This is a genomic window from Sedimentitalea sp., from assembly GCF_039973035.1.
Lineage (GTDB): Bacteria > Pseudomonadota > Alphaproteobacteria > Rhodobacterales > Rhodobacteraceae > Sedimentitalea.
Genome location: NZ_JBDWLR010000093.1, coordinates 50,057 through 76,550 on the forward strand (window position 1 = coordinate 50,057; position 26,494 = coordinate 76,550).

At 55.2% G+C, this 26,494-nt stretch carries 20 protein-coding genes; 9 read left to right on the forward strand and 11 right to left on the reverse strand.

Annotated features, from left to right (window positions below; translation table 11 throughout):
* The 5 genes from ABJO75_RS24795 to ABJO75_RS24815 all read left to right on the forward strand — a co-directional run bounded on the left by ABJO75_RS24795 (position 1) and on the right by ABJO75_RS24815 (position 6,970).
* Positions 1–1,827, forward strand: coding sequence for a cellulose synthase catalytic subunit (locus ABJO75_RS24795; RefSeq protein WP_348129162.1), 1,827 nt, complete (start codon positions 1–3; stop codon positions 1,825–1,827).
* Positions 1,788–3,176 (forward strand): DUF3131 domain-containing protein, encoded by a 1,389-nt coding sequence (locus ABJO75_RS24800; RefSeq protein WP_348129165.1) that lies wholly within the window; start codon positions 1,788–1,790, stop codon positions 3,174–3,176. Before ABJO75_RS24795 ends, ABJO75_RS24800 begins: the two co-directional genes overlap by 40 nt.
* Before the next feature lie 173 nt (positions 3,177–3,349).
* Positions 3,350–3,823, forward strand: a complete 474-nt coding sequence (locus tag ABJO75_RS24805; protein ID WP_348129168.1) for a hypothetical protein — start codon at positions 3,350–3,352, stop codon at positions 3,821–3,823.
* A gap of 66 nt (positions 3,824–3,889) precedes the next feature.
* Positions 3,890–4,819 (forward strand): alpha/beta hydrolase-fold protein, encoded by a 930-nt coding sequence (locus ABJO75_RS24810; protein WP_348129170.1) that lies wholly within the window; start codon positions 3,890–3,892, stop codon positions 4,817–4,819.
* Positions 4,820–5,422: 603 nt separating this feature from the next.
* Positions 5,423–6,970, forward strand: coding sequence for a hypothetical protein (locus ABJO75_RS24815; RefSeq protein ID WP_348129173.1), 1,548 nt, complete (start codon positions 5,423–5,425; stop codon positions 6,968–6,970).
* A 25-nt stretch (positions 6,971–6,995) separates the two neighbouring features.
* Here ABJO75_RS24815 and ABJO75_RS24820 read toward each other — a convergent pair whose 3' ends face one another.
* From ABJO75_RS24820 to ABJO75_RS24830, 3 genes are all read right to left on the reverse strand, one after another.
* Positions 6,996–8,723, reverse strand: coding sequence for an ATP-binding protein (locus ABJO75_RS24820; protein WP_348129176.1), 1,728 nt, complete (start codon positions 8,721–8,723; stop codon positions 6,996–6,998).
* A gap of 15 nt (positions 8,724–8,738) precedes the next feature.
* A complete protein-coding gene (locus ABJO75_RS24825; protein ID WP_348129178.1) occupies positions 8,739–9,281 on the reverse strand; it encodes a heme NO-binding domain-containing protein in 543 nt (180 codons plus the stop codon).
* 445 nt (positions 9,282–9,726) lie between these two features.
* Entirely contained in the window at positions 9,727–10,341 is a 615-nt protein-coding gene (locus ABJO75_RS24830; RefSeq protein WP_348129181.1) for a response regulator transcription factor, read from the reverse strand.
* Positions 10,342–10,586: 245 nt separating this feature from the next.
* Between ABJO75_RS24830 and ABJO75_RS24835 the strand changes: the two genes are divergently transcribed.
* The 3 genes from ABJO75_RS24835 (at position 10,587) to ABJO75_RS24845 (ending at position 14,560) form a co-directional block, all read left to right on the forward strand.
* Positions 10,587–11,309, forward strand: coding sequence for a sugar transferase (locus tag ABJO75_RS24835; protein ID WP_348129184.1), 723 nt, complete (start codon positions 10,587–10,589; stop codon positions 11,307–11,309).
* 154 nt (positions 11,310–11,463) lie between these two features.
* The gene (locus ABJO75_RS24840; RefSeq protein WP_348129187.1) at positions 11,464–11,967 is read left to right on the forward strand and encodes a molybdopterin-dependent oxidoreductase; all 504 of its coding nucleotides are present in this window, start codon (positions 11,464–11,466) and stop codon (positions 11,965–11,967) included.
* 52 nt (positions 11,968–12,019) lie between these two features.
* A complete protein-coding gene (locus ABJO75_RS24845; RefSeq protein ID WP_348129190.1) occupies positions 12,020–14,560 on the forward strand; it encodes an ATP-binding protein in 2,541 nt (846 codons plus the stop codon).
* 439 nt (positions 14,561–14,999) lie between these two features.
* Here the strand turns inward: ABJO75_RS24845 and ABJO75_RS24850 are convergent, their stop codons facing one another.
* Positions 15,000–17,444, reverse strand: coding sequence for a calcium-binding protein (locus tag ABJO75_RS24850; RefSeq protein ID WP_348129193.1), 2,445 nt, complete (start codon positions 17,442–17,444; stop codon positions 15,000–15,002).
* 890 nt (positions 17,445–18,334) lie between these two features.
* Positions 18,335–19,363 (reverse strand): aldo/keto reductase, encoded by a 1,029-nt coding sequence (locus tag ABJO75_RS24855; RefSeq protein ID WP_348129196.1) that lies wholly within the window; start codon positions 19,361–19,363, stop codon positions 18,335–18,337.
* Positions 19,364–19,530: 167 nt separating this feature from the next.
* Here ABJO75_RS24855 and ABJO75_RS24860 point away from each other — a divergent pair, with 167 nt between their 5' ends.
* On the forward strand, positions 19,531–20,436 hold the full coding sequence (locus tag ABJO75_RS24860; RefSeq protein WP_348129199.1) for an AraC family transcriptional regulator: 906 nt from the start codon (positions 19,531–19,533) through the stop codon (positions 20,434–20,436).
* Positions 20,437–20,709: 273 nt separating this feature from the next.
* Here the strand turns inward: ABJO75_RS24860 and ABJO75_RS24865 are convergent, their stop codons facing one another.
* From ABJO75_RS24865 to ABJO75_RS24890, 6 genes are all read right to left on the reverse strand, one after another.
* Complete coding sequence (locus ABJO75_RS24865) at positions 20,710–21,375, reverse strand: TetR/AcrR family transcriptional regulator (protein WP_348129202.1); 666 nt, start codon at positions 21,373–21,375, stop codon at positions 20,710–20,712.
* 31 nt (positions 21,376–21,406) lie between these two features.
* Entirely contained in the window at positions 21,407–22,714 is a 1,308-nt protein-coding gene (locus tag ABJO75_RS24870) for a TRAP transporter large permease (protein WP_348129205.1), read from the reverse strand.
* Positions 22,715–22,748: 34 nt separating this feature from the next.
* Positions 22,749–23,243 carry a TRAP transporter small permease gene (locus tag ABJO75_RS24875; RefSeq protein WP_348129208.1) on the reverse strand — a complete coding sequence of 165 codons (495 nt, stop codon included), beginning with the start codon at positions 23,241–23,243 and terminating at the stop codon, positions 22,749–22,751.
* A 101-nt stretch (positions 23,244–23,344) separates the two neighbouring features.
* Entirely contained in the window at positions 23,345–24,466 is a 1,122-nt protein-coding gene (locus ABJO75_RS24880) for a C4-dicarboxylate TRAP transporter substrate-binding protein (RefSeq protein ID WP_348129211.1), read from the reverse strand.
* Positions 24,467–24,529: 63 nt separating this feature from the next.
* Positions 24,530–25,252 (reverse strand): haloacid dehalogenase type II, encoded by a 723-nt coding sequence (locus tag ABJO75_RS24885; RefSeq protein ID WP_348129214.1) that lies wholly within the window; start codon positions 25,250–25,252, stop codon positions 24,530–24,532.
* On the reverse strand, positions 25,252–26,487 hold the full coding sequence (locus tag ABJO75_RS24890) for an amidohydrolase family protein (RefSeq protein ID WP_348129217.1): 1,236 nt from the start codon (positions 26,485–26,487) through the stop codon (positions 25,252–25,254). The genes ABJO75_RS24885 and ABJO75_RS24890 overlap by 1 nt, the downstream gene beginning before the upstream one ends.
* Between the last annotated feature and the right edge of the window lie 7 nt (positions 26,488–26,494).

The following is a 26,494-nucleotide window of genomic DNA, read 5'->3' on the forward strand; positions in this document are numbered from 1 at the left end:
ATGGATGACTACTTTCTGAAGTTCGAAGATCGGCAGCCCGAGCCACCGCTGCCTTACTCCGCACCGCGTGAAATGCTTTGGCAGGCACTGGCTACCGTCGCGCTGGTCGTCGGAGGCTGGTACATCTGGTGGCGTTGGGCGCATTCGCTGAACCCTGACGCCATGTGGTTCGCGATCCCGTTGGTGCTCGCGGAGAGTTGCGCCTACTTTGGCATGATCCTGTTCGTCTTTAACCTCTGGAAAGACGATCCGCTCAAGATTGAGAGCCCGCCAAAGATACTCGCAAATGTCGTCGACAAGCACCCCGAAGGTGACCGCGAAATCACCGTTGATGTGATGTTTGCAACCTACGACGAAGACCCAGAACTGGTCCGTTTAGGCATCATTGATGCCAAAAAGATGACCTACCCGCATCCAATTGATATTCGAATACACATTCTTGACGATGGGCGTCGCCCCGAAATGCGCGCCGTGACCGAAGATGAGGGCGCGAATTACATCACCAGAACCACGAATGAGGGTTTCAAGGCGGGCAATCTACGCAACGCCATGGAACAAACCTCGGGTGATTTCATGGTGATCTGTGATGCCGATACGCGCCCGTTTCCAACATTGCTGGAACACACATTAGGCTATTTCCGCGATACAAAGATGGCCTGGGTGCAAACACCGCAATGGTTTTATGACCTGCCGGAGGGGGAGCATCTAACGGCCAAGATTAGGCGCCGGTTTGGGGCAAAAGGCGGCAAGATCGGCTGCGCAATTGAACGTTTCATTGGTCCGGTCGTTTATGGTGCCGACCCGTTCGTGAATGACCCCAAGATGTTCTACGATGTCATTTTGCGTCGCCGAAACTGGGTGAATGCGGCCTTCTGTTGCGGCGCGGGTTCCATCCACCGTCGCGAGGCCGTGATGGAGGCTGCCCTGCGGAGTTTTGGCGAAAAGGTCGAGCAACGATCATTTGGGGTCGAAGAAATCGTCACCGTATCCAGCAAGGAACGCGTGATCGCACCCGATCTGCTTGCGGCTATCCGTACGGAATCCGCGGCCACAGAAGTACTGACACCTTATCGTTTTCACGTCTCAGAGGATATCTATACCTCGATTGTCTTGCACTCAGACAGCGAGCGTGGGTGGAAATCCAAACAGCACCCCATTGTTGAAAGCAAGATGCTGTCACCACAGGACTTGCTGACATGGACAGTCCAGCGTTTCAAATACGCTGGCGGCAGTCTGGATATTCTGAAGAATGATAATCCGTTGTTTCGTCGCGGTTTGTCGCTTGGCCAGCGACTGATGTATGGAACCACCTTCTATTCATACCTCGCGCCACTGTGGAACATTGTGTTTCTCTTTGCGCCAGTCATCTATCTGCTCACAGGCATTTCGCCCGTCACTGCATATTCGGATGAGTTCTTTTTTCGACTGATCCCCTTTCTGGTTACACTTGAACTCGCCATCATGGTGGGGACTTGGGGCATCGCAGGATACGCGGCCAAGGCAAGTTATCTGGCGTTCTTTCCGCTTGGGCTAAAGGCGCTGCTTGCTGTCGCAAAGGGCGAAAAAATCTCGTTCAAGGTCACACCCAAGGTCCGCCAAACAGGAAATTTTCTAGCACTTGTGCGACCTCAAATTGCGGTGGTTGTTCTAACTGCTTTTGGCGCCATCTGGGGTTTAGGTGCATTGATCTATGGCGGCACCTCGCATTCGGCAGGCGGCGTTGTCGCGAATATCCTCTGGGGCATTAACAACTGTCTGGCCATGGCCGGAATGATCCGTGCCGCTTTGTGGAAGCCGGACAACACAGAAGAGGTACCAACAGCATGAGCTTTCGTTCGAACCTCATAAAAGCGCGTAGTCATATCACATTCCTGATGGCTCTCGGTCTTGGACTGACACTTGTCATTTTCCTTGAAAGGACAATTGACGCACGCAAGGACCCTTCGACAGAAACGGCGGTTACCCCTCCCGTGGAACTCCAATCTCCGCTCGCAGCCTTCGATGATGTAACACCTTTACCTTTGGCGGTTACAGGAACCAGCGCCAAAGATGATCTCGCGTTTGCTCAGATTGCGTGGAAGTATTTTGAGAACAACACGCATCCCGAAACAGGTCTGGTCAATTCGGCGGACAGGTATCCGTCTACAACGATGTGGGAAACCGGCTCGTATTTTATTGCGGTGATCTCGGCGAATTTATTGGGCCTGATCGATAAAGAGGAGGCGGAGGCGCGCATTTCCCTTGCTCTGAAGACGCTGACGCAGATGCGGCTGTTTGATGATATCCTGCCGAATAAGGCTTACAACGTCCAAACCGGCGAGTTGGTGGACTATGGCAATCGGCCCGTAGAACGCGGTTTGGGCTGGTCTGCATTGGACATTGCGAGAATGGTCGGCGCTTTGGGACAGGTCCAGAACAGCTATCCCGATCTTGCACCCGAAGTTGCGGTGCTGCTTGAAAAGTGGGATCTGGCGCAGATGGTAACGGATGGCCAGCTGATCGGCGGCAATATTGCTGACGACAAATTACGTCGCGATCAAGAAGGTCGCGTTGGATATGAACAATACGCCGCCAAAGCCATGATGCTGTTTGGTTTTGACATGTTTAACGCCTACCGCGCCGAGGACCATCTGATGGTCAAAGACGTATTGGGCCAGCCCATTCCGGTCGATACGCGCCTGCACCGGAACGTGACCCCTGCATTCACCGTTAGCGAACCCTATATTTTCGATGGTTTGGAATTCGGCTTTGATGCCCGCTCACATCGGTTCGCCACCGCGATCTACAAGGCCCAGGAGGCGCGTTATAACGAAACTGGCGTTCTGACCGCCGTCAGTGAATCCCATCTCGATGAGGCTCCGTACTTTGTTTACTCATCCATTTGGGGCGGAGGTGAACCCTGGGCGGTGATGACATTCAAGGGCGACCGTCTGGACAGCAAGCGCACAGTCACAACCAAGGTTGCCTTTGCTTTTGATGCCCTGTTCGGAACCGACTACAGTCGTGAACTTGTTGCCGCTATCGCCCCATTGGGTGATCCTGAACGTGGTTGGCCGGAAGGTATTTACGAGATTGATGGCGCGACAAATGCGTCGATAACAACCAATACAAACGCCACCGTGCTGGCAGCGCTTGCATTTAGAGTGCACGGCCCTGTGATCCATTCAGAACCATGAAATTCCCAGCTCTCTACATAGGTCTGCTGCTGGCATGTGGCGTCACCAAGGGAATGGCCGAACCCTGCGTCTCATCGACTTTTGACGTTCCGATCCCAGGCGCCGTTGACGTCGTTACCCGACACGCGGATGTCCCGTCTCCAAAGTTTCCGGGGCTTTGGCAGGAAGGGAGCTTGGATGGCTACTTTTATGCGTTGTATGCCAATGGCGAAGGTATCCTGAAATCAGCGCGAGAAACCTCGGAGTGGGATATCCGCGTTGTATGCGAAGCAGATCAAGAGGACTGTTCAATCAAGACCAACGGCGTTCCACCGGAGGACGCGCAAGACGTAGTAGATATTCTGACTCAATGTCTGCAAGGTCAGCCACTGACCTCGCCAGAGATCCCAACACCAGACCCCGAAACGCCGCAACCACAGGAAGTCATTCCCTGCGGCCTTGCAACAATTCCTGAAGGACCAGCAGGCTTGTCGCTTCAACGTCTGCTTGTCATCGCAGGCCAAGACCCCGGCCCCGTCGATGGCCTGATCGGAAGGAACACACGAAACGCGCTGGCCGCGATCTTGGGTGCGGAAGCATACGAGATGGAGGTCTTAGAAGCTGTTAGTGCGTTGGATCGTTGGATGTGCAATCCGAGCGAAAACTGAGAGCAACAACACTCAGTAGATGGACTTCAATTTCGCCATCTCTGATCAAGTTCTGGATATTGGGCAATGATGATCCGTCGCTATCTGACTATACTTCTGGCTCACGCGTGCATAGCGAGCTTCCTTGTCACCGGGTGGGCCACGGCAGAAGTTCGGTTTGACAATGTCGTCGGCAGCGACACATTTGGACGCCCCGTCAACTATGCACTTTATCTGCCACCCGATTATGATGAGAGCAGTCGCACATACCCCGTGCTTTATCTGTTGCATGGAGGCGGTAGCGGGCAGCCCAGCGATTGGTTCACGCTCGCGGGGCTGGATCAGATTCTGGACCGGATGATTGAAGAAGGGGAAATCCGGCCATTGATCGCTATTGCACCGGATGGACGCCGAGACTCGGCCAACGAAATCGCGACATATTTTCTCGACGATCAAAACGGTGAGACCTTGTGGGAAACCATGTTTTTCGAGGATTTCATGCCTGCAGTAGAGAAGCGGCATCGCGCGATTGGCGGTGGCGAGGCCCGCGCCCTTCTGGGGATATCGATGGGCGGCGTTGCCGCGACGGTTTACCAACTCCGAGAACCCGAGACTTTCGCCGGCAGCGCCGCAATCAGTGTGGCCTTTAGGACCGAACAGCAGGTCCTTGGCCTTTCGACCGAGGCCTATCGCAGCCGTTACGCGGGTGTATTGGGCACTGATCTAGAAGGACCTGACCGTCTCAATGAGAATTGGACTGCGCTGTTGCCAGAGACGTTGGTGACTGCAACGAACACTGCGTATTTTCAACGCATACCGCGGCTATACTTTGACATCGGTGCCGACGACCCGTTCTTTGAGGCAACCGCCGATCTTCATGTAACGTTACGCGCGGCGGGGATCAAACACCGGTTCCAAGTCAATGAAGGTGGTCATGACTGGGTCTTCTGGCGGCAATCGCTAGTGGGAGCGCTCCTGCATGTCGACGCGGTTCTGACTCGCAAATACGGCGAGTGATGCAGGAAAGCGACTGACCGACTCAAAGATGGAGGGTTTGTCACGCAAGCCGACGTTGGATTGCTCGGACGACCATTTGGACGTGGCTGACAATGATCTCCACACCATCCCTGTGCGCCGCGCGCTACCGTTTCTCATCTTATACCATCGGGGAGTGTTTTATATGTGGAAGTCCCGTCGCGTCTTTTGGGATGAGCAGGCGCCGCTAACGGATACAACATCTGGAAACCCAAACAGCCTCGATTTTCACCGGATGCTTGTGTGAAGAACAGACCAAAAGCGGGAAATGGCATAAACGGGTAGGTGCCATGTTCTTGCGGATATCAAACGTGCGCAGAGGTTTAGCTTTGCCTGTTGCCCAGTTGCGGGAACTCAACAATTTTGCGATGCCCGATTACATTCGCAACTGCGCAGCTTGATACGGTGCGATTTTGCGACAACTTTTAGAAAACGCGGCACCATAGCTCAAGAATTCTGGCCAAACCTGCCACTATCGAAAGCTAAGGAGGTCCTCAAACACAGTCAGAGGAACGAAATCTTGTTATCCGCCCCGCCCATCAACCCGAGGAACAGCACAAAGTTGCGTTGTCTGGGTATGTGCGCGTGATGGAGACATATCGTTTCGGGAACTGGAAAGAGAAATTGCTGTGCGGTGCGGCGGTACTGCTGGTTGGGTCAACAAGTGGGCTGGCTCAAACAGCAGAGCAGATGGCACCAACGTCTTTGTTGGGTTCGGGCCAGGTGGATACCACAAAACCCGCGATACCGACTGCTCAGGAAATAATCCTTGATATACCGAGCGCGGTTCACATGTCGCGTCATCAGCGGGGCGAAATCAACGGGCTGCGATATGTCCTGTTTCCGGATGGTACGGGAACAGTTATGCAGGCCGGAGAATTGCGCACGGCTCTCTATCGATTGAAATGCACTAAAGGTGTTTCCTGTACGATTACCGGGGAAGGCGGCGTCAGCATAAATGTCCCCGCGCGCGGTGCTCCAGAACCGGAGCTGCCCATCGCACCAAATGGTGAGGCGCTCGCTCGTTATCTTTCGGAATGGATACTCGCCGGAACGGGAACGCCGGTCGAAACCACGCCTCCGGTAGAGGTTGCAGAAAACAAGGCGCCTGCGCCCACTTCACTTATTGTTGAGCGTGCAGGCGAATCCATCGCACAAACCTCAGACGAACCCGCCGAACAAAGCCCAAGCGAACCTGCCGCGCAAGATCCAGAGCCGGCAAAGTCGACGACAATTTCATCGGGTCAGACTCCGCCCGTCGAAGAGAGCGCTACCCCGCCCTGTCCGGTTCGGGAAGAAAATGGTGGGTGTGCCCCCGCCCCCGTCGAGGAACGCCAAGTCGAGCAAATACGCAAAGTAACCTATGAGCCCATCACACCGGCGTCTCAACCCGCGCCTCTAGCGCAAAAATCCGCTAGAAAACAAGAGCCAGCGGAACAACCCAAAGAACTCGAACGTCCTTCGTTCATCAAGCGCATTGGCTTGGCGTGTTCCATCACGGGTAGTGTTACCTCACGCTATAAAAATCATAACACTGGCTCTGAACGTTTTGGAAAGCCGCGTGTCAGCTTTGGATGTGGTGCACGTTTTTCCAAGAAGTTTTCGGTACGCTTGTCGGTAATCGGCTACGGAGACAAGAACGAAAAATCGCCATCAGATGCCGATTTCACATACGCGTTCGCTTACCGTGCCACAGATAAGATTACGTTGACGTATACGAACTACTCTGCGCGTTTCGATGGTGCGGGCGGCGGGATTGCATATCCTTTTACCTCGGGTGCCCTTCGAGCAAGCTATAAGTTGCCAAGAATTCCGCTGCCCAACGACAAGACCATAGGTTGCTCAACCAGCCTGAGCTTGCTCCGCCCACACGAGAATTCGCTAAACCTGTCATGCAGCTATCAGGTAACAGATCGTTTTCGGATCAGTGGTACCGCCTATGCATATTCTTCCGGAAAACAAGAAAACTGGGAACCCGATTTTGCATATGTTGCAAGCTACAAAATTAACGACGATTTGAACTTGGTTTATAGCAATTACGCAAACAACAGGTTCTTCTGGAATGACAGCAGCAGCCCCGGTGAAGGCATATATGGCGGTACACTATCGTTAACTTATAACTTCAAGTTCTGAACGACTTCTACGGGTGAGCGATCTCTTAGAAGCAGGCAGAAAGCTCCGCCAGTTCCGTCTGTATCTTCCGAATACACTCAGCGGACTCTTGTCCACCTGTCGGGTTAAGTTCGAGCTGTTTCGCCCAGCCCGAAATATCCGAGAACCCTAAGACCAAAGACGATCCCTTGATCGAATGAGCTTGCTCCGAGATCGTCTTGGCGTCCTCGCGTTCGACAGCATCAAGGATTTTTTCAAGCCGCGCCAGTGTATCATCAACATATTCCTGGGCCAGTTCGACAAGATTTTCTTCCGAAAACAGGGTCAACATTTCAGCTAAGGTTTCCGCCGATATCTTGGATAGAATGGAAGCACTCCCCTTTTCTTTGGGGTCGTCTTCTGCCGGGCTGACTTCATCGAGCGTTTCAGGGTCGCGATCCAACAAGGCAACCTCGAGCGCACTCTTGAGTTCATTGAACGGGATTGGTTTCGATAGAATGGTATCTATCCCGACAATTGCAGCTTCTTCTTCGATTGCATCCATCACATGCGCAGTAAGCGCCAGGATTGGAGGCATGTCGGCATCGGCCCATTTGAGCCTTATACGTCGCGTTGCCTCAAGCCCATCCATTTCGGGCATTGCAACGTCCATCAGAACCAAATCAAATTTATCGGGGTCGAACATCTCTAGTGCAATGCGACCGTTTTCAGCCAGTTCGGCCTTTAGGTTCATACGGTCAGCGTAGGTAAGCAACAGCTTTTGATTGATGATGTTGTCTTCAGCGATCAGAACCCGTTTCCCGTCCAGAACGTCCTGGGGATGATCTAGCGTTGAGGATTTTGATTTTTTACCGGAACCGGCGCCGATGACCACGGGAAGTTCAAACCAAAAGGTCGACCCAACGCCAATCTTGCTCTCGACTCCGACCGTTCCTCCGGATCCTTCAAGTATACGTTTGCAGATTGCCAAGCCAAGGCCAGTGCCTTGCGCTGCAGCCGTCAGGGGATTGGCAACCTGAGAGAAGTCTTTGAATAGGTTCAGGACGCCATCGTCCGATATGCCAACACCAAAATCTTCCACCTCGACCCGCAGCAATGCGCCCTTTTCGTGCGGTGATGCGCTGGCCCGAACAAAGATCGGACCTTCTGTAGAATAACGTACAGCGTTGTTTACCAGGTTTGAAATTACCTGCCGTATCCGCGTGGCGTCACCCAGAAAAATCTCCGGAACGCCGTCATCTACTTTGGTGATGATTGCGCGGTGGGCACTTTTTTCGTTTGAACGCGCCAACATCCGAACGCTTTCGATCAAAGCACGCACATCGACATCTTCTTCTTCAAATACAAATACGCCGGCTTCCATCTTGGAAAAGTCCAAAACGTCGTTCACGATGCGGCCAAGACTTGCCCCGGCAGTACTGGCATAGGTCAACAGTTCTTTTTTGGACGGATCAGTTTCGTCCATTGCGAGCAGGTCGATCATCCCCAGCATCCCGCCTAACGGCGTTCTGATTTCGTGACTCATCGTTGCAACAAAACGGCTTTTGGCTTTGCCAGCGGCTTCCGCTTGTTGAAGCGCCACCTCCAACTCTTTGGTGCGGTCACGCACAGCTTGCTCCAGTTGTGCAGAATGATTGCTCAATTTCTGGTTCGCCATATACAACTCTCGGCTTTTCGCCTCCAAGAGCTGCTCTGCCTCTGCACGCGCGGCGCGCTCGCGTTGATATCGACGGCGAGATACAAAATCTGCTGATTGGGACGTGTCTTCGCTCATCTCATTCGCGCCTGATTACTTCTCTAACTGGATATCAAAAGTCGTCGCGTTCGGTTGATGTGCAACAGGACAACGGTCAATCTTGGCGGTTTGATTATAGCGTTCCAAAGATGCTTCGATCATACCGTGGCAGAATTCGACGAGTGGCCGGGGCGATGAATAGGTCAATTTCAACCGATCCCCTTCGACCCGGTCCGTGGCGAACACTGGCAGTTCTGCTTCCGGATAGAGCTTTTTGACTTCGACATGAATTTCACCATCCACCGCTTCCAACAGGGAAAAGCTGTCGTCTTTTCCGCTAAAGAACTCTGAATAATGTTCAACAAAGTGTTTCAGCATCCAGTGCCCGAACATGCGCTGGAGTGCCTCCGGGCTAATACCCGAGTGATCGCTAAAAGCGACTACAATCTTGACCAATTCGGAACAGGGATAGTTTCCGACTGCGGTGAACGCCCCCCCATTCTCCAGATCCGCCTTATCCAGCACCTGATCAACGACGTCCTCACCAAATGCGTCCTCGGCCATGTTGACGAGTTCTACAAAAATCGTGCCTTTCATGGGGTGTCACTTTCTCTTTTATCGGTCGGGGCAGATCTATCGCAGTTGGCTGGTCTCAAGATCAGTCCGGCATTGTGGTTGTCGTTTTAGGCCGGCTGCCATTCGCCCGTAGTTCCAACTCAGTGTGTTCAACATACCCTATGAACTCAAGGGGAACTATCCATTTGCCCCAATCCATACCCGGAATTGGCTGAAGATGCTTGCAAGCGGAGCGACTGCAAATGTCGATCTCACGTTCGGCTCTTTAGATCATCGACGGGCCCGACCTGTTCGCCATTAAATGCAAACGGCCATTTCACAATCGGGCCGAAGACGACAGAAACAAAGCGGAAACCCTGATCTTAAGGGCTACTGCGTATCTCAGAGCATCACCGCCCGGCGACTTGTTAGACCCCGGTGCGCAGATAGCAGTCGGCGTATTCGCTGACTCATTTGGAAAGAACCCTCAGAAAAGACCCGCCTCGCGGGCAATCATCGCGGCCTGCGTACGATTTGAGGCGTCGATCTTGCGATAGAGAGTCTTCATGTGCAGCTTGACTGTCGGTTCGCTGATGTCAAAGTCACGGGCGATTTCCTTGTTCGACTTGCCTTCTGTCAGACCTTTAAGCATCTGAAGCTCGCGTTCTGACAGCTTGTCCGCCAGTGGATGCGCTGGTCCGGTTTCGTCGGCGGTCATGAAATCGAGCGGTGCGTATTGTTCACCCATTGCCATGAACTTTACCGCGTTGACCATCGACTTTGCAGGCAGCGTCTTGGGTACAAAACCGGCGGCCCCAGCGTCGAGCGCCTTCTGCGCGATTTCCTTGGTCGCTTCGCCTGACATCAGGGCAACACGCTGCCCGCCGTCGAACTCCAGTGCGCGGGACAGCCCCGACAATCCATTCATGCCCGGCATGTTGAGATCGAGTAGCACCAAGTCAAAAGGCCCGTCACTGCGGATACTTGCGCAGGCGGCATCAAAGTCAGCCGCAGTCGCAGTTTCAAAGCCACCCTGCCCCTCCAGGAACAGAACCAACGTGTCACGCAGCAGATCGTGGTCATCCGCAATCAGTATTTTCATGTTCGGCAACCCTTTTACTTAATCATACGTAGCCAGTTCACGCGGAGATTGCATCAAAAACCCGCTCCCAATCGACGAAGAACCTACCCCTTTCGGATAGGTCCGCCCGCGCCCGGATGGATTATGTTTTCCTCCGGAGAGGACGACAAGACCAACGTCCCCGCCTCCTGTTCGTTCGCCACGTTGCGATGAAAACGGCAATCGATCACCTATTGGCCAAGCCACCTTCAAACGGGATCGACACCATGATGCGCACAGAAATTGAAGCTGAATTCGCACTGACTGCTCCGGCAATCGAACCGCGTGTGAAAACAGCGTTCTGCTTGATGCTTGGCCTCGATCTTGCTGACGACGCAACGGAACAGCCGCTCGCAGCCCCGCAACAGCGGGCGTTGGACCTTGCCCTATCCTATGTCGCTATCATTCTGCTTTTTCCGCTGCTGTTGCTGACTGTTCTGGCGGTCAAGCTCGACAGTCGAGGGCCTGCCTTGTTCAGACAGACGCGCGTCGGTCGCGATGGCAGCCAGTTCACGCTGTACAAGTTCCGCTCGATGCATATCGACGCCGAAGAACGCCGCGCTGCGCTTTTGGAAACATCGGACCGTGACGGCATCTGCTTTAAGTCCCGCAACGACCCACGCATCACCCGCGTCGGGCGGTTCATTCGCCGGTTTTCCATCGATGAGCTGCCGCAAATCCTGAACGTGTTGCATGGAGATATGTCGATTGTCGGTCCGCGCCCCGCCCTGCCTTCAGAAGTTGCCGCCTATCCTCCGCATGCTTTCGGACGTCTGGCCGTAAACCCCGGCATCACGGGTCTCTGGCAAGTCTCGGGGCGGGCTGAGGTTTCGTTCGATAGAATGATCGACATGGATATCGAATATGCGAGGAACCGTAACCTGAGCATGGATGTAGCGTTGATCCTCTCGACCTTTCGCGCGGTTCTTTCGGGACGAGGCGCTTACTGAATACGACCGGGCGCTCATCCCTCAACACTCTTCACTCTGAGCGCACGATCGGGAGTGGGCCTATCCAAACGGATAGGTCCATATCCGTCGTCGTCATGGATGCAAGTGCAGAAACGTGCAAAAACGGTGCATCATTTCATAGCGAGGTTTTTCCATGCGGAATATCAATATTGCCGCTTCATTGTTTGCCGTCGCATTTACTGCGGCAGCCTGGGCCGAAGAACTTGCGGCTCCGACAGGTGAAGTGCTCCTGACGGTATCGGGAAACGTGGAGCATACGAATGTCGACGCGACCGCGCAGTTTGATATGGAACTGTTGGAGCAGCTGCCTGTCACGCAATTTGAGACAGCAACGATTTGGACCGAAGGCACACATGTGTTCGAAGGTGTCGAACTGGCGGCCTTGGTCGAACAACTGGGATTGGAAGGCGAGACGCTCTTTGCCAGCGCAATCAACGACTATACGGTCGAAATTCCGTTCAGCGACGCGGCCGAGGGGGGACCAATCGTAGCCTATCGGTTGGACGGCAAGGAAATGTCAGTTCGCGAAAAGGGTCCGCTGTGGATCATCTATCCCTATGATAAAAGTTCGGACTATCAGACCGAGGTGATCTATTCTCGCAGCATCTGGCAGCTGGATCGGATCGAAAGCCGCTAGACCCTGACTGTTCATCGGGTACCGTTGGCCCGAACATACCGGAGTTTAGAGATTGCTGTTCAAACGCCTGCCCCTCCGCATTCAGTATCTGGCGATGGTCTCTTTGGTGGTTCTGGGTATGGGGGTGTCGATCTATCTATCCTTGAATGTCGTCCGCGATCTGAACCTTCTGGATGCTGCTCAGTCGGACAACGTACAATGGAGCCTGTCGCAGGCCGAGGTTGAGGCGCTGCGGTATCAGCAGGCCGTTAGCAAGAGCCTGGACCAGCCCGAAACGGACTTGGACGACCTTCGGCGTGCCTTCGATATCTTCTACAGCCGCATCAACACTATCAAGACCGCTTCGATCTATGAAAGGCTGCGTCAAGACGAGGAACTGGCGCAGAATCTCGCGTTGGTACGGGCCCTTCTTGACGAAACGATTCCGCTGATGGACGGGTCAGATACATCGCTGAGGTGGGCCCTGCCCGGGCTCGAAGCCGACGTCGGTGAACTGCCGGTTCTGGTGCGGGCAATGTCAACGCGTGGTCTCAAGTATTTCGCAGAATGGGCGGATCAGCAGAGAGAAACCGTTTCACAGACGCTTGTGCATCTCGGTGCGGCCGTCGGGGTGCTGATGCTGACCCTGATCTTTCTTGCGCTCAATCTCGGCTCTCTCAATCGTGCCAATGTGCGCAGACGCAGGCAGGTCAAAGAGGCCTCGCAGCGCATGGAAGTTGTCATCGACACGGCGCTGGATGCGGTAATCGTTAGCGACACCTATGGTCAGGTGCTGGAGTTCAATTCGGCCGCAGAACAGATCTTTGGATACAAGGCCAAATTTGCCATTGGCCGCAGCCTTGAGCAGCTGATCATTCCTGACAAATACCGTGAAGCGCATGTGGCCGGTATGAAACGCATGCGGGACAAGGGTGAGAAACGAGTCGTGGGCAAAGGGCGGATCAGGCTGGAAGGCAAGCGCGCGAATGGCGAGATCTTTCCTCTGGAATTCGCGGTCCAGACAGCAGAAACCCGCAACGGTCAGCTGTTCGTATCGTTTTTGCGCGATATCACAAATCTGGTTGAAGCGGAAAACGAGCTGGTTTCAGCCCGCGATCAAGCGTTAGCCAACGAGCGGGCCAAGACCGATTTCCTCGCAACCATGAGCCACGAAATACGCACCCCGCTGAACGGTTTGCTCGGCAATCTGACCCTGCTTGGGGATACACCGCTGAAAGAGCGGCAGAAACTCTATGTCCAGAACATGAACACGTCCAGTGAACTGCTGCTTCGCCATGTAACGGACGTACTGGACATCACCAAATACGATGCTGGCAAGCTGCAATTGCACATGAAAACCATGAACTTGTCCAAGCTTCTGCAGGATATCGTCGACAATCAAGGAGGCGCGGCAGCAAACGGCACTGAACTGAGTTGGAACTGGGAGGGCACGCCGCAGGAGTGGATCGTTTCGGATGCGGACAGACTACAACATGTTCTGATGAACATCATTGGCAACGCGGTCAAGTTCACCCATGATGGATCGGTCACCGTGACAGCGAAATTGACTGACAATTCGCCCGAGTTGTCAGAGCTTCAGATCTATGTCGTCGACACCGGTATCGGAATGGATGAGGATCTTCGGTCGCGCATATTCGAAGATTTCACCACTGGTGACAGCTCTTATGACAGGGCGGTTGGTGGCACTGGCCTGGGTCTGGGGATCGCCAAACGGTTCGTCGACGCGATGAAGGGCGAGATCCACGTGGACAGCGAGCAAGACAAAGGCAGCCGGTTCATCATTCGCCTGCCCGTGCAGGCCGTTGAACCCCCCGAGGAGATCGAAGAGGTCGAATCCCCGCAAGTCGAGATCGTAACAGGCGCACGGATACTGCTGGTCGAAGACAATGCGATCAACCGCTTTGTCGCGCGCGAAATGCTAACCGCAGGTGGCCATAAGATGGACGAGGCCCATGATGGTCGGAGGGCGGTCGAGATGGCCCAAGAGACACGCTATGATTTGATCCTCATGGATATCAGCATGCCGGTGATGGACGGTCGCACAGCAACACGGGCAATCCGCGCCAGCGCAGGAAAATCGAGCAACACGCCGATTGTAGCGCTGACTGCGAATGCCATGGAGAGTGAACAGAAAGCCTTTATTCAAGACGGTATGAATGACGTTCTGATCAAACCGTTGTCGCGTGACACGATGTTGCGGATCATCTCCGAGCAAGTGGGCCAGTTACCGAGCGATATCGCACCCGAAGACCCCGACCCAATCGCGGAAGGTTCGCCCATAGACATGTCCTACATCGACGATCTGCGAAAGGATCTGGGTGCGGAGGCGGTCAACGAATTGCTCGTGTGGTTTGGTAATGAGGCCCAGTCTTTGCTGGATTGGCTGTCTGATCCTTCTGCCCTGCCGCTTGATGAGATAGGTCAACGCACTCACGCCATCGCAGGGAGTGCCGCTATGCTGGGCACCCAAGAATTTCACGCTGCACTTCTGGAGGTCGAGAACGCAGCCAAGGCCGGGGATGCGCCAAGTGTAAACGAAGGGTGTATCGACCTGAGAGAAGCGTGGGAAAGAACGCAAAGCGCCCTTACTTGATCAAGGTCTAAAGATGTTTTCGGGTGTGGGCGTATCTGGAACCGATAATGGTAAACTGGGCTGGGCTGAAGACAAAGCAATTGCCAGCGGTATGGACCTTTCTCACACCATTTAAATTCGACGCTTCCCCATACACAAGTTTGCGACGAGGTGGTTTGACTGTCAGATTCCGCACGGTGGTGCTCAAATTCTGAACTACGCCTTGCCATAAAATTGTCGGCAATGAGTGGCGATATTCGGATATTCCGATCACGATTTGCATGACGTTGGTCTTGGTTTACAAACAGCGCCTGAACAAGACGCAGGAGCTGATGTAAGTCACTACTTCTCGACCTCTTGGCGGCACGACGCGTTGACCTAAAGCAACATCGGGCGTGGACAGTTCTTGGCAAATCGCGGGCCGATCAAGCCCTGCCACGCCCGTGCAGCACCGTCCTCATTAACAGATAAAGCTGTCCTGGCTCAAATCGTCGAGAGCGACCGATTTGAGGATCAGCTGATCGCCCGCAAGACCGCCGTCCAATTCGGACAACTCGATGATTGTTGCCCAGCCCTGATCGGTGCTGGCGGCTCGTACGCTTTCCACATCGGTGTCATAGGCCGAGAGGTCCAGGACATCATGTTCTGCTTCGAAATCATGAACAAAGTCCCTGCCCGAGCCGGCTGCGAAGACAAACACGTCTTCCGAACCGTCGGCGGACCAGTTCCCACCCCAGATGTGGTCGTCACCAGCGCCGCCCTCCAGAACGTCAGAACCCGAACCACCAACCAGCTTGTCGTTGCCCGCGCCACCATCCAGCACGTCGTCATCCGTTCCACCGTTCATGTAGTCGTCGCCTGCGTTGCCTTCCATAACGTCCGATCCGGCTTCACCCAGCAGGCTGTCGTTGCCTTCGCCGCCGAACAGGAAATCGTCGCCTATGGATGCGAGGATATTGTCGGCCCCGGCGTCGCCATAGAGTTCATCGTTGCCGGAACCGCCGTTGATATCGTCATTGCCTTCATTCCCATAGATCAGATCGTTGCCATCGCCACCGCGCAGGGTGTCGTCACCACCAGCGACAAGCGACAGGACCGGATCACGCAGAAGAACGGCCGCATCGGCATCAACCTCGATAAACGCATCCGAAGAGCGTGGGTCGACCGCACCGTCGTTGGAGCCGGTCGCTGGAGCTTCGGACATGAATTCGGAATAGGCGGTGCCCTTGTCCCAATCCGCGTTGATGCGGAAGATCGCGCCGGTGTTGCCGGTGGAGGCGTCCATGTCTGCGTCACCGCGGTTCAAACCGTAGTAAAGGTTGCCGTCACCATCAAAGAACACCGCGCCATAGGCGCCTTTGGTCATGCCGTTCTGCATCTCGCCGTCTAGCAATGTGCCAGTCACTGTGATTTCGGAAAAGGTCGGCTGGCCACCGTTTTCAACGTCGCTGACATCGATGCGGACAACCCTGCCATTCCCGCCATAGGTTGTCGGAGCAACCACGGCGTAAAACGAGGTGGTCGCGGCATCATAGGCAAGATCGAATGTCCGGTCGGTGAACATGCCCGCAGGAAACTTGTGGTAGGTGATTTGTGGGTTGCCGTCCTGATCCCTGTTGTCGACATCGACCACGCTGATGCGGTCCAGCGAAGAGTGAAACGTCCAGAGGTTGCCGCTGTCGTCAAAGTCGCCGACGTAGTCGCCGTAAAAGCCTTCACCGATCCGATAGGTGGCCCCCTCCGAATCAACCATCACGATGTCGGATGTGCTGACCGGGTTGCCCAGCGAATCCGTACCGTTGGATTTCGCAACGCCGTAGATCAGGTCGTCTTCGATGTTGAAGCCCAAAGCGTTGATGTTGAAGCTCGGGGCATCGCCGATCGCGGTGTAGGTGTTGGCGACCGTGTCAAAGACATGCAACTGACCATCGATCACCTGATAGAGCTTGGACTGGCCCGGGGCGTATGCACTCACGGTGACGTCCGCGCCAGCGATCGTCATGGTCTTCTCATAAGAAACGATCTCACCGGAATAGTCGTATTCGATCGCGTCTACGGGCTCTACAGCGCGAAAGCTTAGATTGCCTGCCTCGCCGGTGCAGACGACATCAACTTCGAATGTGGTGTAGGCCCCGGAATTGGTTTGCACGGTCTCTACGACTTCGTCGTTCCAAAGCACTTCGACCATCGCGGCCGAATAACCGCCGGACAGGTTCGCCGCCAGGTCAAATGAGATCTTGTAGGTCTCACCGGCCAGAGTCGCAGCGGATTGCGAAATGGTCTCCTGCTCCAAATCGTCTGAGAAGGTCCATGCACTCCCTTGGGCAAGATCATTGAATGTTGTTGCGCTCCCGGCATCCACCAGGACATTCAGGCCGTTGTTGTCACCATAGATGACATCATCGCCTGCGCCGCCGTTCACGATATCGGCGCCAAAGCCGCCCTCGGCATAGTCATTGCCCTCTTCAAGGTTCAAGACGTCGTCGCCTTCACCACCAAAGAGATCGTCTGCACCGAAACCGCCGTTCAGGATATCGTTGCCAAGACCGGCATAGAGGCGGTCGTTGCCTCGGTTGCCCAGCAGAACATCATCGCCAGCGCCCGTTTCAATTACATCGTCAAAGGAAAACTCATGGCCGTAGGTGCTCACAACGATGGCAGCCGCGTTGTAAACCCAGCGACCATTCTCCAGTGCCCACTCATCGCCAACCATGTCGCCCGCAGCAAGGTCATTGCCCAGACCGGTTGCGATCAGATCGTCACCTTCGAGACCGTTCGCCTTGTCTACAACGTCTGCATTCAGTTCAAGCGTATCGCCATTTTCGGTGGCAAAGCCATCTACGATATCGTTGTTAAGCGAGGTACCCAAAATGGCGTTGAAAGGCTGGTTTACAATCGCAGGCATTGGCTAATCCGTTCTCAAGAGGCACACTATGGCGCGGGTTTACTATTTCGCAGTCAGGTAGGCTTGTGTGCCTCAGCTCAGGACCGCCGATCATTCGATGACCGAGTTCTGTCAGACGGATCGAACAAAGTGAAAACCGCAGAGGGGTAATGAATGACCCAAAAGGATAGTGGGGTTAAACTCTTGTCCCAAATTGGGACAATAAGTGTGCAACGGCTGTCTTTTGGCGTCACAACTCACGAGTTTTTTGCACGGATCATCGGGCCGCGATAAGTTTCCCAGAGCACGCTACCTTGTCGCGAATTGGTCATCATACAATGAACGTCTCCGGCGTCGCGATGATTTGACTGACAGTAAACTCGCTGACTTTGCGTGTCGGTGTTCGACCGGCAATTCGACATACTCAGGGTTTCGAGCGATCGATTGCGTTGCTGAAGGACGTGTCGCAAAGTTACGGCTTCCAGCTGCCTAGCCGTGCGTGTCGCGCCAGACGGCATGCTTTCGCTTCCGCAACCCGCCTTGGAAACGGCCCTTGCGAGTGCCGATGCTGGCCTTGGTACCGATCTCCTAGAACACATTTTCGGGAATGCGACGCACCCCAGATTGTCAGGATGATGTGCCTATGAATACCGTTTCCCAACTATGGGCACGAACCACTTCAAAGGGAGATGCTCATGCATAGTTGCCCCCGCACCGTTGCCCGATCGACCGAAGCGGACAGGGAACCTTTTGATAGGTGACGGACACGTGGCTAGACGCTTATTCGGCGTGATCGCCCCTTACAGTTCGCCGCGATCTGTTTATCCAGCAATCGTCGCGCAGGTCTTTCCTGCGCGACGAAACTTTATTTGAGGGGCAGATGATCCCTTCGCGGAGATATGTATACGTGTCTACTCTATCATATGCGCGCGATATCCGCCTTGCCGTTCCAGCATCCAGCCCGGGTATTCCGCTGGCAGCTTGGTCACCTTGTCGAGCGCATCGAGTTCCTCTGGCGCCAAAGACACCTGCGTCGCGCCAATATTGTCCGTTAACTGATCGCTCCGCTTCGCGCCCACGATCACACTGGTCACAGCCTTCTGGTGCAGCAGCCACGCCAGCGCCACCTGGGCTGTGGAGCATCCCTTTGTCGCGGCAATACTGCGCATCACTTCTATTGCTTCATAAGCGCGGTCTTTGTTGATCGGCGGGAAATCAAAGTCGACACGCCGACCCTCCGCCGTTTTTCCGTCACGATCATACTTACCAGATAGGAAACCACCGGCGAGTGGGCTCCATACCATCAGCCCGATATCTTCCGATTGCAGCATCGGGACGATCTCACGCTCAAGATCACGGCCTGCCAGAGTATAGTGGGCCTGAAGCGAAACAATCGGCATCAGCCTCCTTGCCTCGGCAATCCCCACTGCTTTGACAATTTGCCATGCTGCCCAGTTGGACAGGCCCACATAGCGGACAAGCCCCTGCCGAACCAGCGTATCAAGCGCTTCCAATGTTTCGATCATGGGCGTCGCCGGGTCAAAGCCGTGGATCTGGTAAAGGTCGATGTGGTCGAGTTGGAGCCGCGCGAGACTCGCCTTGGCCTGATCCATGATATGTCCACGCGAGGCACCCCGGGCGTTGGGTCCTTCTCCCATAGGTCCCATCACTTTGGTTGCGATCACCACATCCTCGCGAGCGACGCCGAGATTTCGTAATGACTGACCAAGGATCGCCTCGCTACGCCCATTTGCGTAGACGTTGGCAGTGTCTATGAAGTTAATGCCCGCGTCGAGCGCGGTTCGAACCAAGCCATCCGCCTCCTCTTGCTGAAGTTGCCCGATCTGGCCCCACATGCCATCTGACCCACCGAAGGTCATGGTGCCAAGACAGAGTTCGGAAACGAAGAGACCGCTATGGCCAAGACGACGGTAACGCATGATTGTATCCTTTGACATAATGCCGATCCGAGTAACGGTGGCATGATGTCAATCTAGGCGTGATCCGCCTGTATCGACCACGCCGATCCTCGCGAAATCCTGCCCAATCCTCTCATACCGGCCGACTTGCTGATGGCAAGGCTTGGGGAATTGGCTACAAAGCGGTCATGGATAATTGTTCGCTCAACGCTCTCAAGATGCGCGCATTGGCGCTTTGGCATGAACACGGCCGCGAAACCCCACTGCCTGGTCTGTTCTTCGCCGTCACAGAAGTTCCGACGGGGCCGTTTCATGGTGTCTACCAACCCTCACTCATCGTTGTTCTGCAGGGTGCCAAGATCAGCCGTCTCGGAGATCGCGCCTATCGCTACGACGCAGGAAAGTGCCTGATCGCGTCACTCGATGTCCCGATCCGCGCAGAAATCGTGGCGGCATCTCGTGAAACTCCGTATGTCGCCTTTGGGCTCAATATCGATCCGGCGGTTATTGCCGAGTTGTTATTGGAAATGGCTGGAGATACTGCGCGCGCGGCGCCAAAGGTCGATGCCCTGGGTGTCCATCCTTTGCCCGATATAATTGTCGATCCGCTCGAACGCCTTCTGGCATTGGCCGAACGGCCACAAGATATTCCGATCCTGGCTCCAATGATACGGCGGGAAATTATCTGGCATCTTCTGAATGGTTCCCAAGGAACAATGCTGCGTCAAATCGGTCTGGCCGATAGCCGCATGGCCCGCATCGGGCGCTCGATCGCCTGGGTTCGCGACAACTTTACCGAGACGGCGAATATCGCACATCTCGCGGCGCTGGCCGGAATGAGTCCGGCCACGTTTCACCGTCATTTCAAGGCTGCGACGGCGATGACCCCGGTGCAATTTCAAAAGCAGCTGCGCTTACAGGAAGCCCGTCGGCTATTGCTCTGCGAAGGATCGGACGTCGCGCAAGTTGGATTTTCCATTGGATACGAAAGCCCCTCTCATTTTAGCCGCGAGTATCGCCGAATGTTCGGTGCGCCGCCGGGCCGGGACAGCGCCGATATCCGCCGTTCTGTCACAAGTGAAACCAGCGTTTAAAGCCGTGGCCGGACCACGGTCCCGGCCATTCGCGCGTCATGCTGCATTGGCAAGTACTAGGTCGAAGCAATGCGAACGTAGAAACAGACGGCATACAGGATCGTGAATTTCGGTTGCTTTGCCCCTTTGAAACTGATCAGGACTTTCCATCCTGATACTGGTTTCCGAAAGTATGCCTATTGGACGAGGCTGGAGCCAGTTGCAGCTGCACTCTGAAAGTTTGCCACACTACCCGATCCCAGTGACGGCCATGAGGTCAGCTCAAAACGTAGTTCAGTTCTGCGAAACGCGGGTCGTAGAGTTATTGGCATTCTGCTGTTCTTGCATCAGTTGGGGCAAGATTGCTTTCCAGGCCTCCAGCATCGAACGGAAGTAGGCCGGATCGTCCTTCAGAACGGTCTGAACTCCCATGCCACGCATCAGACAGACGGTCAGATTCAGCGCGACTCGAGTTGCGTGGGGCATACCTTCGGCTTGTTTTTCGAATTCATCCCAGATGCTGTTCAATGCTGCGTGGAAGTCTTGGACGACAGGAATCATCCGGGTCCGCAACTCGGCATCAGTCCGGGCCTCGGTGATGAATTCCAATGATATATAGAAGAACTTCCCAGAGAACATTTCCCAGAGGAATTCGACGAAATCCTCAAGGCTGACTTCTTGGCTCGCTACCTTTTTGGCGACGTCCCGGATCTCGCGGGTGCCATCCCTTAAAAGGCGCTCCATCGCGGCGACGATGATGTCGGATCGGGTGGGAAAGTGGTGGAGCAGCGCCCCTCGCGACACACCGGCACGCCGTACGAATTCCGGCGTCGACGCAGACCTGTAGCCAAGATCGTAGATCACGTCGAGCGTGCTTTCGACCAGCTTCTCGCGCATCACGATACTGCGGGCTTGCGCCGGTTTGTCCTTGCGCGTCGACTCAGCCGATGGTTTTTTCATTCGTCCTCCCAGATCGATCACACCTTACCACTCAATATGCGAGTGATGGCAGCCAAAGTGTCAGGATCGGGAACAAGATGAGGATAATCAGCGTCAGCAGATCCATCGCCAGAAACCAAGTGATCCCTTTGAAGATTTCAGGCAGGGTGACGCGATTGTTTAGAGCCCCGTTGATCATGTAAACATTCAACCCGATTGGCGGCGTGATAAGTCCGATCTCCAGAAGCTTGATCACGATGATCCCAAACCAGACCGGATTGATCCCGGCCTCGTTCACCAGCGGCACGAGGATCGGCAGCGTCAGCAGAAGCAGCCCGATGCTGTCGATTAGCATTCCAAGCACTAGAAAGATCACCGACACAGCGAACAGGATCCACCAGGTTTCAGTACTGACCGACAGGATCGCATCTGCAAAGGCACGCGGAAACCCCGACAACGCCAGAAAACGAGTAAAGAATAGCGAGCCGATCAGAATGATAAAGATCGACGCCGTCGAAACCACCGCCTGAGAAACAGCTTCAATCAATGCCGCACGGGTCAGTTTGCGCCGCACGATGGCGATCAGCAACGCCGCAAAGGCCCCTAGCGCACCCGCTTCGGTCGGAGAAAATACGCCGGAGAAAATGCCACCCAAAACGACAAGGATCAGCGTAGGAAGAGGCCAGACGTCGCGAAAGGCCTCTCGCCGCTCTTCGGGTGTCGGGTCGATTTGAACGGTGCCAGCCAGAGACGGGTTCACTTTCACGCGGATCATGATCATCGCCATGTAGATCATTGCCGACAGCAGCCCCGGGATAAATCCGGCCATGAACAATTGCCCGACCGACACCTGTGCATAGACGCCGTAGAGGATCAGCAAGACCGAAGGCGGTATCAGTGATCCCAGCGTACCAGAGGCGGCAATTGTCCCCGTGGCCAGCCCGCGATCATAGCCGTTGTCGAGCATCTCGGGAACCGCCATCCGCGACATCGCTGATGCCGTGGCAACGGACGACCCAGAGGCCGCGGCAAAGAACGCGCAGGCGCCGACGGACGTGATCGCCAAACCGCCGGGCAGTCGTGCGAGGTAGAGTCGTAGGGATAAGAAGAGGCCCCGAGTCATATCAGTCGAAGAACAGATGAAGCCCATCAACAGGAACATCGGTGCGGCGGACAGCTCCCATTGGCCGACATAGTCAAACGGAGTAGCCGAGATCATCCCCCAAGCCACAGTCCCGTTGAACATGATGCCGATGCCCGCGATCGACACGAGGCCGAGCGCCAGCCCGATCGGGACACGGACCGCGATCAACGCCAGGGCGACGAAGACACCTGCGATGCCGATTTCGAGATTGCTCATGCCGGGGACTCCGAGGAAGGGGGGACGCGGTGCATCAAAGCGCTTGGCGGCGGCTGACAGCGCGCAGAAGATTGGCCAAAACTGCCAAAAGCGCACCTGCAAAACCAATGGGCAGGGCCCAGCGGGCGGGCCAGATCAAAAAGCGAAAGTTGCTCATCGCTTCTTCGGCGCGCTGTGTGGCGCGGATGGCGTCAAGCAGGGATTGCCAGAAAAGCATCCCGAAAAAGATCAGCCCGAGAATACAGGCAAAGACATAGAGCCCCAACTGAACCGACTTCGGCATCATTTGGGCAAACAGGTCGACACGGATATTCTCGTTCTTGTATTCAACATAGCCGAGCGCAAGAAACACCAGTGCCACCATGTAATAGAACGACACCCATTCCAGCGTGCCTACGATCTGCCCATTGAAGAAATACCGCACGCCGACGTCCAGCGTTATATGCATCATCATCAACAATATCACCAAGCAGGCTGCGGTGATGGTGCCAATGTTCAGCCAACGGATGATTCCGAGGACCAGTTGCATCGCGAACCTCCGCGTTCGGAATGGGAATTACAAGCGTCCTGTCGGTACCGGAACTGCTCGGAAGCAAAGGGGCCCGCGTCAGGCGCGAGCCCCGATAGGGATCAGTTCACGCCGTAGCTGCTTGCGTCGATCTTGTTGAAGATTTCCTGCATGGCAAGCGCTGTCAACGCGTCTTCGTCGGTGGTGTCGACTTCAGCGAGAAGGTCTTGCCACTTTGTCATCGTTGCCACGAAATCGTCGATCAACGCCTGAGGCTCGGCCACACCATAGTCGGTGCCGGCCTTATCCGCGGCAGCTTCGGTCGTCCGGTCACGGAACTCGGTCACATGGTCGACAAGGTCTTGCTCTGGTTCATAGACGTTGCCGCCCGCAGCCTTTGACGCCTCAAGTCCTGCATCGACCTTTTCATTGTAGGCAATGACCATGCGGGCCATGGACCGGGCCGAGGCTTCCATCAGAACTTCGCGTTGTGCAGGTGTCAGGGTTTCCCAGAACCCCGGGTTAAAGCCCCATTGAGGTCCGGAATAATACATGCCGGTCGACAACAGCGTGGTGTGTTCGGCCACTTCAAGCAACGAACGGTCCACCAGATCACTTGCCGCGTTTGTCGCGCAGTCAAGGGTGCCACGCTCAAGACCGGTATACATCTCGCTCGACGGAACGTTGACAGGGATGCCTCCGGCCTCTTCGACCCAGACCGAGACGGCAGAACCGGCGGTACGAATGCGTTTACCCTTCATCTCTTCGAGGTTGCGCACCGGGCTGGAACACATCAGAACATATCCCGGCGTCGCATAGGCCCCGAGATAGACGACCCCCTTGTCTTTCCACTCTTCCAGCTGGGTTTCATTGTTCATTGAAAAGTCGGTGACGGCAAAGATCGCGGCCATCGGATCAGAATAGGCAAAGCCCAATTCCTGCACAGCGTTCGACACCGGCAGGTCCGACGGCGTATAAACAGCTGCGTGGTGCGCGACTTGCACTACGTTGTCCTGAATGCCCTGAAGTGAGGCGCGAGGCGCCAACAGAACAGTGCCGGTAAAGACTTCGGGGACGAGATCGCCGTCCGACAGCTCCTTGACCAGTTCCGCCCAGCGGATATAGCCCTCGCCTGACATCGGCACGGCACCGTCGTAAAAGCTGTTGGCGATAAAATCTGTCTGCGCCGAAGCGGCTCCGGCGATGAGGCCGGCCAGCGCGGTATAAGTCAGCAATCGTTTCATTGTTGTTTCCCGTTGGTTAAATGTTGCAGAACGCCCCCGTTCTATGCGTGGGCGGGTCGTTTCTTAGTTATGGTCGTTCTCGTGCGCCTCGGCCATTTCCCGAATGGAGTTGAAGCGAAAACGCGTCTCGGCCAGTTGACCGGGGTCCATTGTGGCTCCAAATCCTGTCTTGGCATGACGTCGGAAAATCCAAGCGTTGTCCAGACCGTTGGCCCGGGCGGGCACATGATCATGGAACATACTTTCGGCAGTGTGGAGAAGTTGGGCTTTGGCGATCCCCATCCGCTTTATCTGTGTCAGAAGATAATCAAAATTGCGCTGTGCGGGCTTGTAACTTCCTATGTCCTCGGCGGTGAACACGCCATCCCATGCGATCCCCAGTTTTGCGGCTGCGCCGGCAAAGCTGCGATTGTCGACGTTGGACAGAACGATCATCCGATAGTGTTGTTTCAGATAGGCGAGCGCATCGGCGCTGTCTGGAAACGCCGGCCAGTCAGGTACGCTGGCACCATACCGCTCGCATTCGTCCCAATCGACGCCCAGTCGCAGCTCCTCTGCGCAGCGGCGATAGACAGTTGCCAGAAGGTCGGCATAGGGCCGTGCCGGCGTCTGCGCCTGAGCGGCGCTCTCGTTTCGTGCGTGCATCTCTAAAACGGCATCATCGGACATCTCGATGTCCAAACGATCTGTCAGTGGACGCAGCCCGGTGAGCATCCCTCTTTCCCAGTCAATGAGCGTGCCGTAAACGTCAAAACTCAGCGCGGAATATTCAGTTAGTGTGGCCATCAGAGCGAGGCTGCCTTTTTGATCGCTATGCCGTCTTTCATAATCAGCGGCATGTGCGCCCCTTGACCTGTCAGCAGGTCGAGGTTTTCCAGTGGGTTGCCATCGACTGCAACAACATCGGCAAAGGCTCCGGGCGCAATTGTTCCAATTTGCCCCTCCATTCGCAGCACCTTGGCCGCGTCCACCGTCGCTGACCGGATCACCGCATCGGAAGGTATATAGCGACCGCGCAGGGGAAACTCTCCCGATTGTTCGGTCTGCATTCCACCAAGAAGATCAGAACCATATCCCATGAGAACCCCGGCCTCATGCATTTTGTCGAGACGTTCCAGTCCCGCTTCACGCACATCGGAAACCTTGGCCACCGATTCAGGCGGCAGCCCAAATTCTGCGCCTTTCCGGGCGAGAAGGTCATATGTGATGTTGGTGGGAACCACCGGGATGCCATCTTTTGCGATGCGCGCAATGGTGTCATCAGCGATCAAATTGCCGTGCTCGATGCACTCAAACCCGCAATCCAGCGCACGCACGATCGCCTCGTCAGTGTACAGGTGACCCGTGGCATAGGTCCCGAAGCCTTTCGCGATTTCAACCATGGCTTTCAGTTCGTCGACCGAGAACACCAGATAACCAACCGGATCGGACGGCGACGAGATACCCCCGTCAGCCATCGCCTTCACGAACTGCGCCCCATTCTTGATTTCTTCACGCACAGCACGTTGAACCCCTGGAACGCCATCACAGATGCGGCCCATGGCACCCAGGCTCTGGTCATACCAGGCAGCAGACTTGTTGTCATAAGGGCCGCGATAGTCTGTGTGGCCACCGGTCTGTGATAGCGCCTTGCCGCAGATCACAAGTCGCGGTCCGACAAAGGCACCTTCGTCAACCGCCTGTTGCAACCCTCGGTCGGCACCGCCCAGATCGCGCACCGTGGTAAAGCCGCGCATCACCATACTCCGCATCAAGAGGCTGCTGCGCGCGGCTACGAGCGATGACGGAAGTGACGCATTCAGGCCAAGGTTGGCAGTTGTCGCGATGACATGCACGTGGCAGTCGATCAGGCCCGGCAATACGGTCAGGCCCTTCAAGTCGATAGCGTCATCGGTATCGGCAGTGACATTCGGACCAACGTCGCTGAACTTTCCGTTTTCGATAACGATGCTCATTGGCTCGGTTGGTTCGGTCGCGGTTCCGTCAACGATCCGGGCATTCTTCAGGAGCTTCAGGGACATCAAGTCT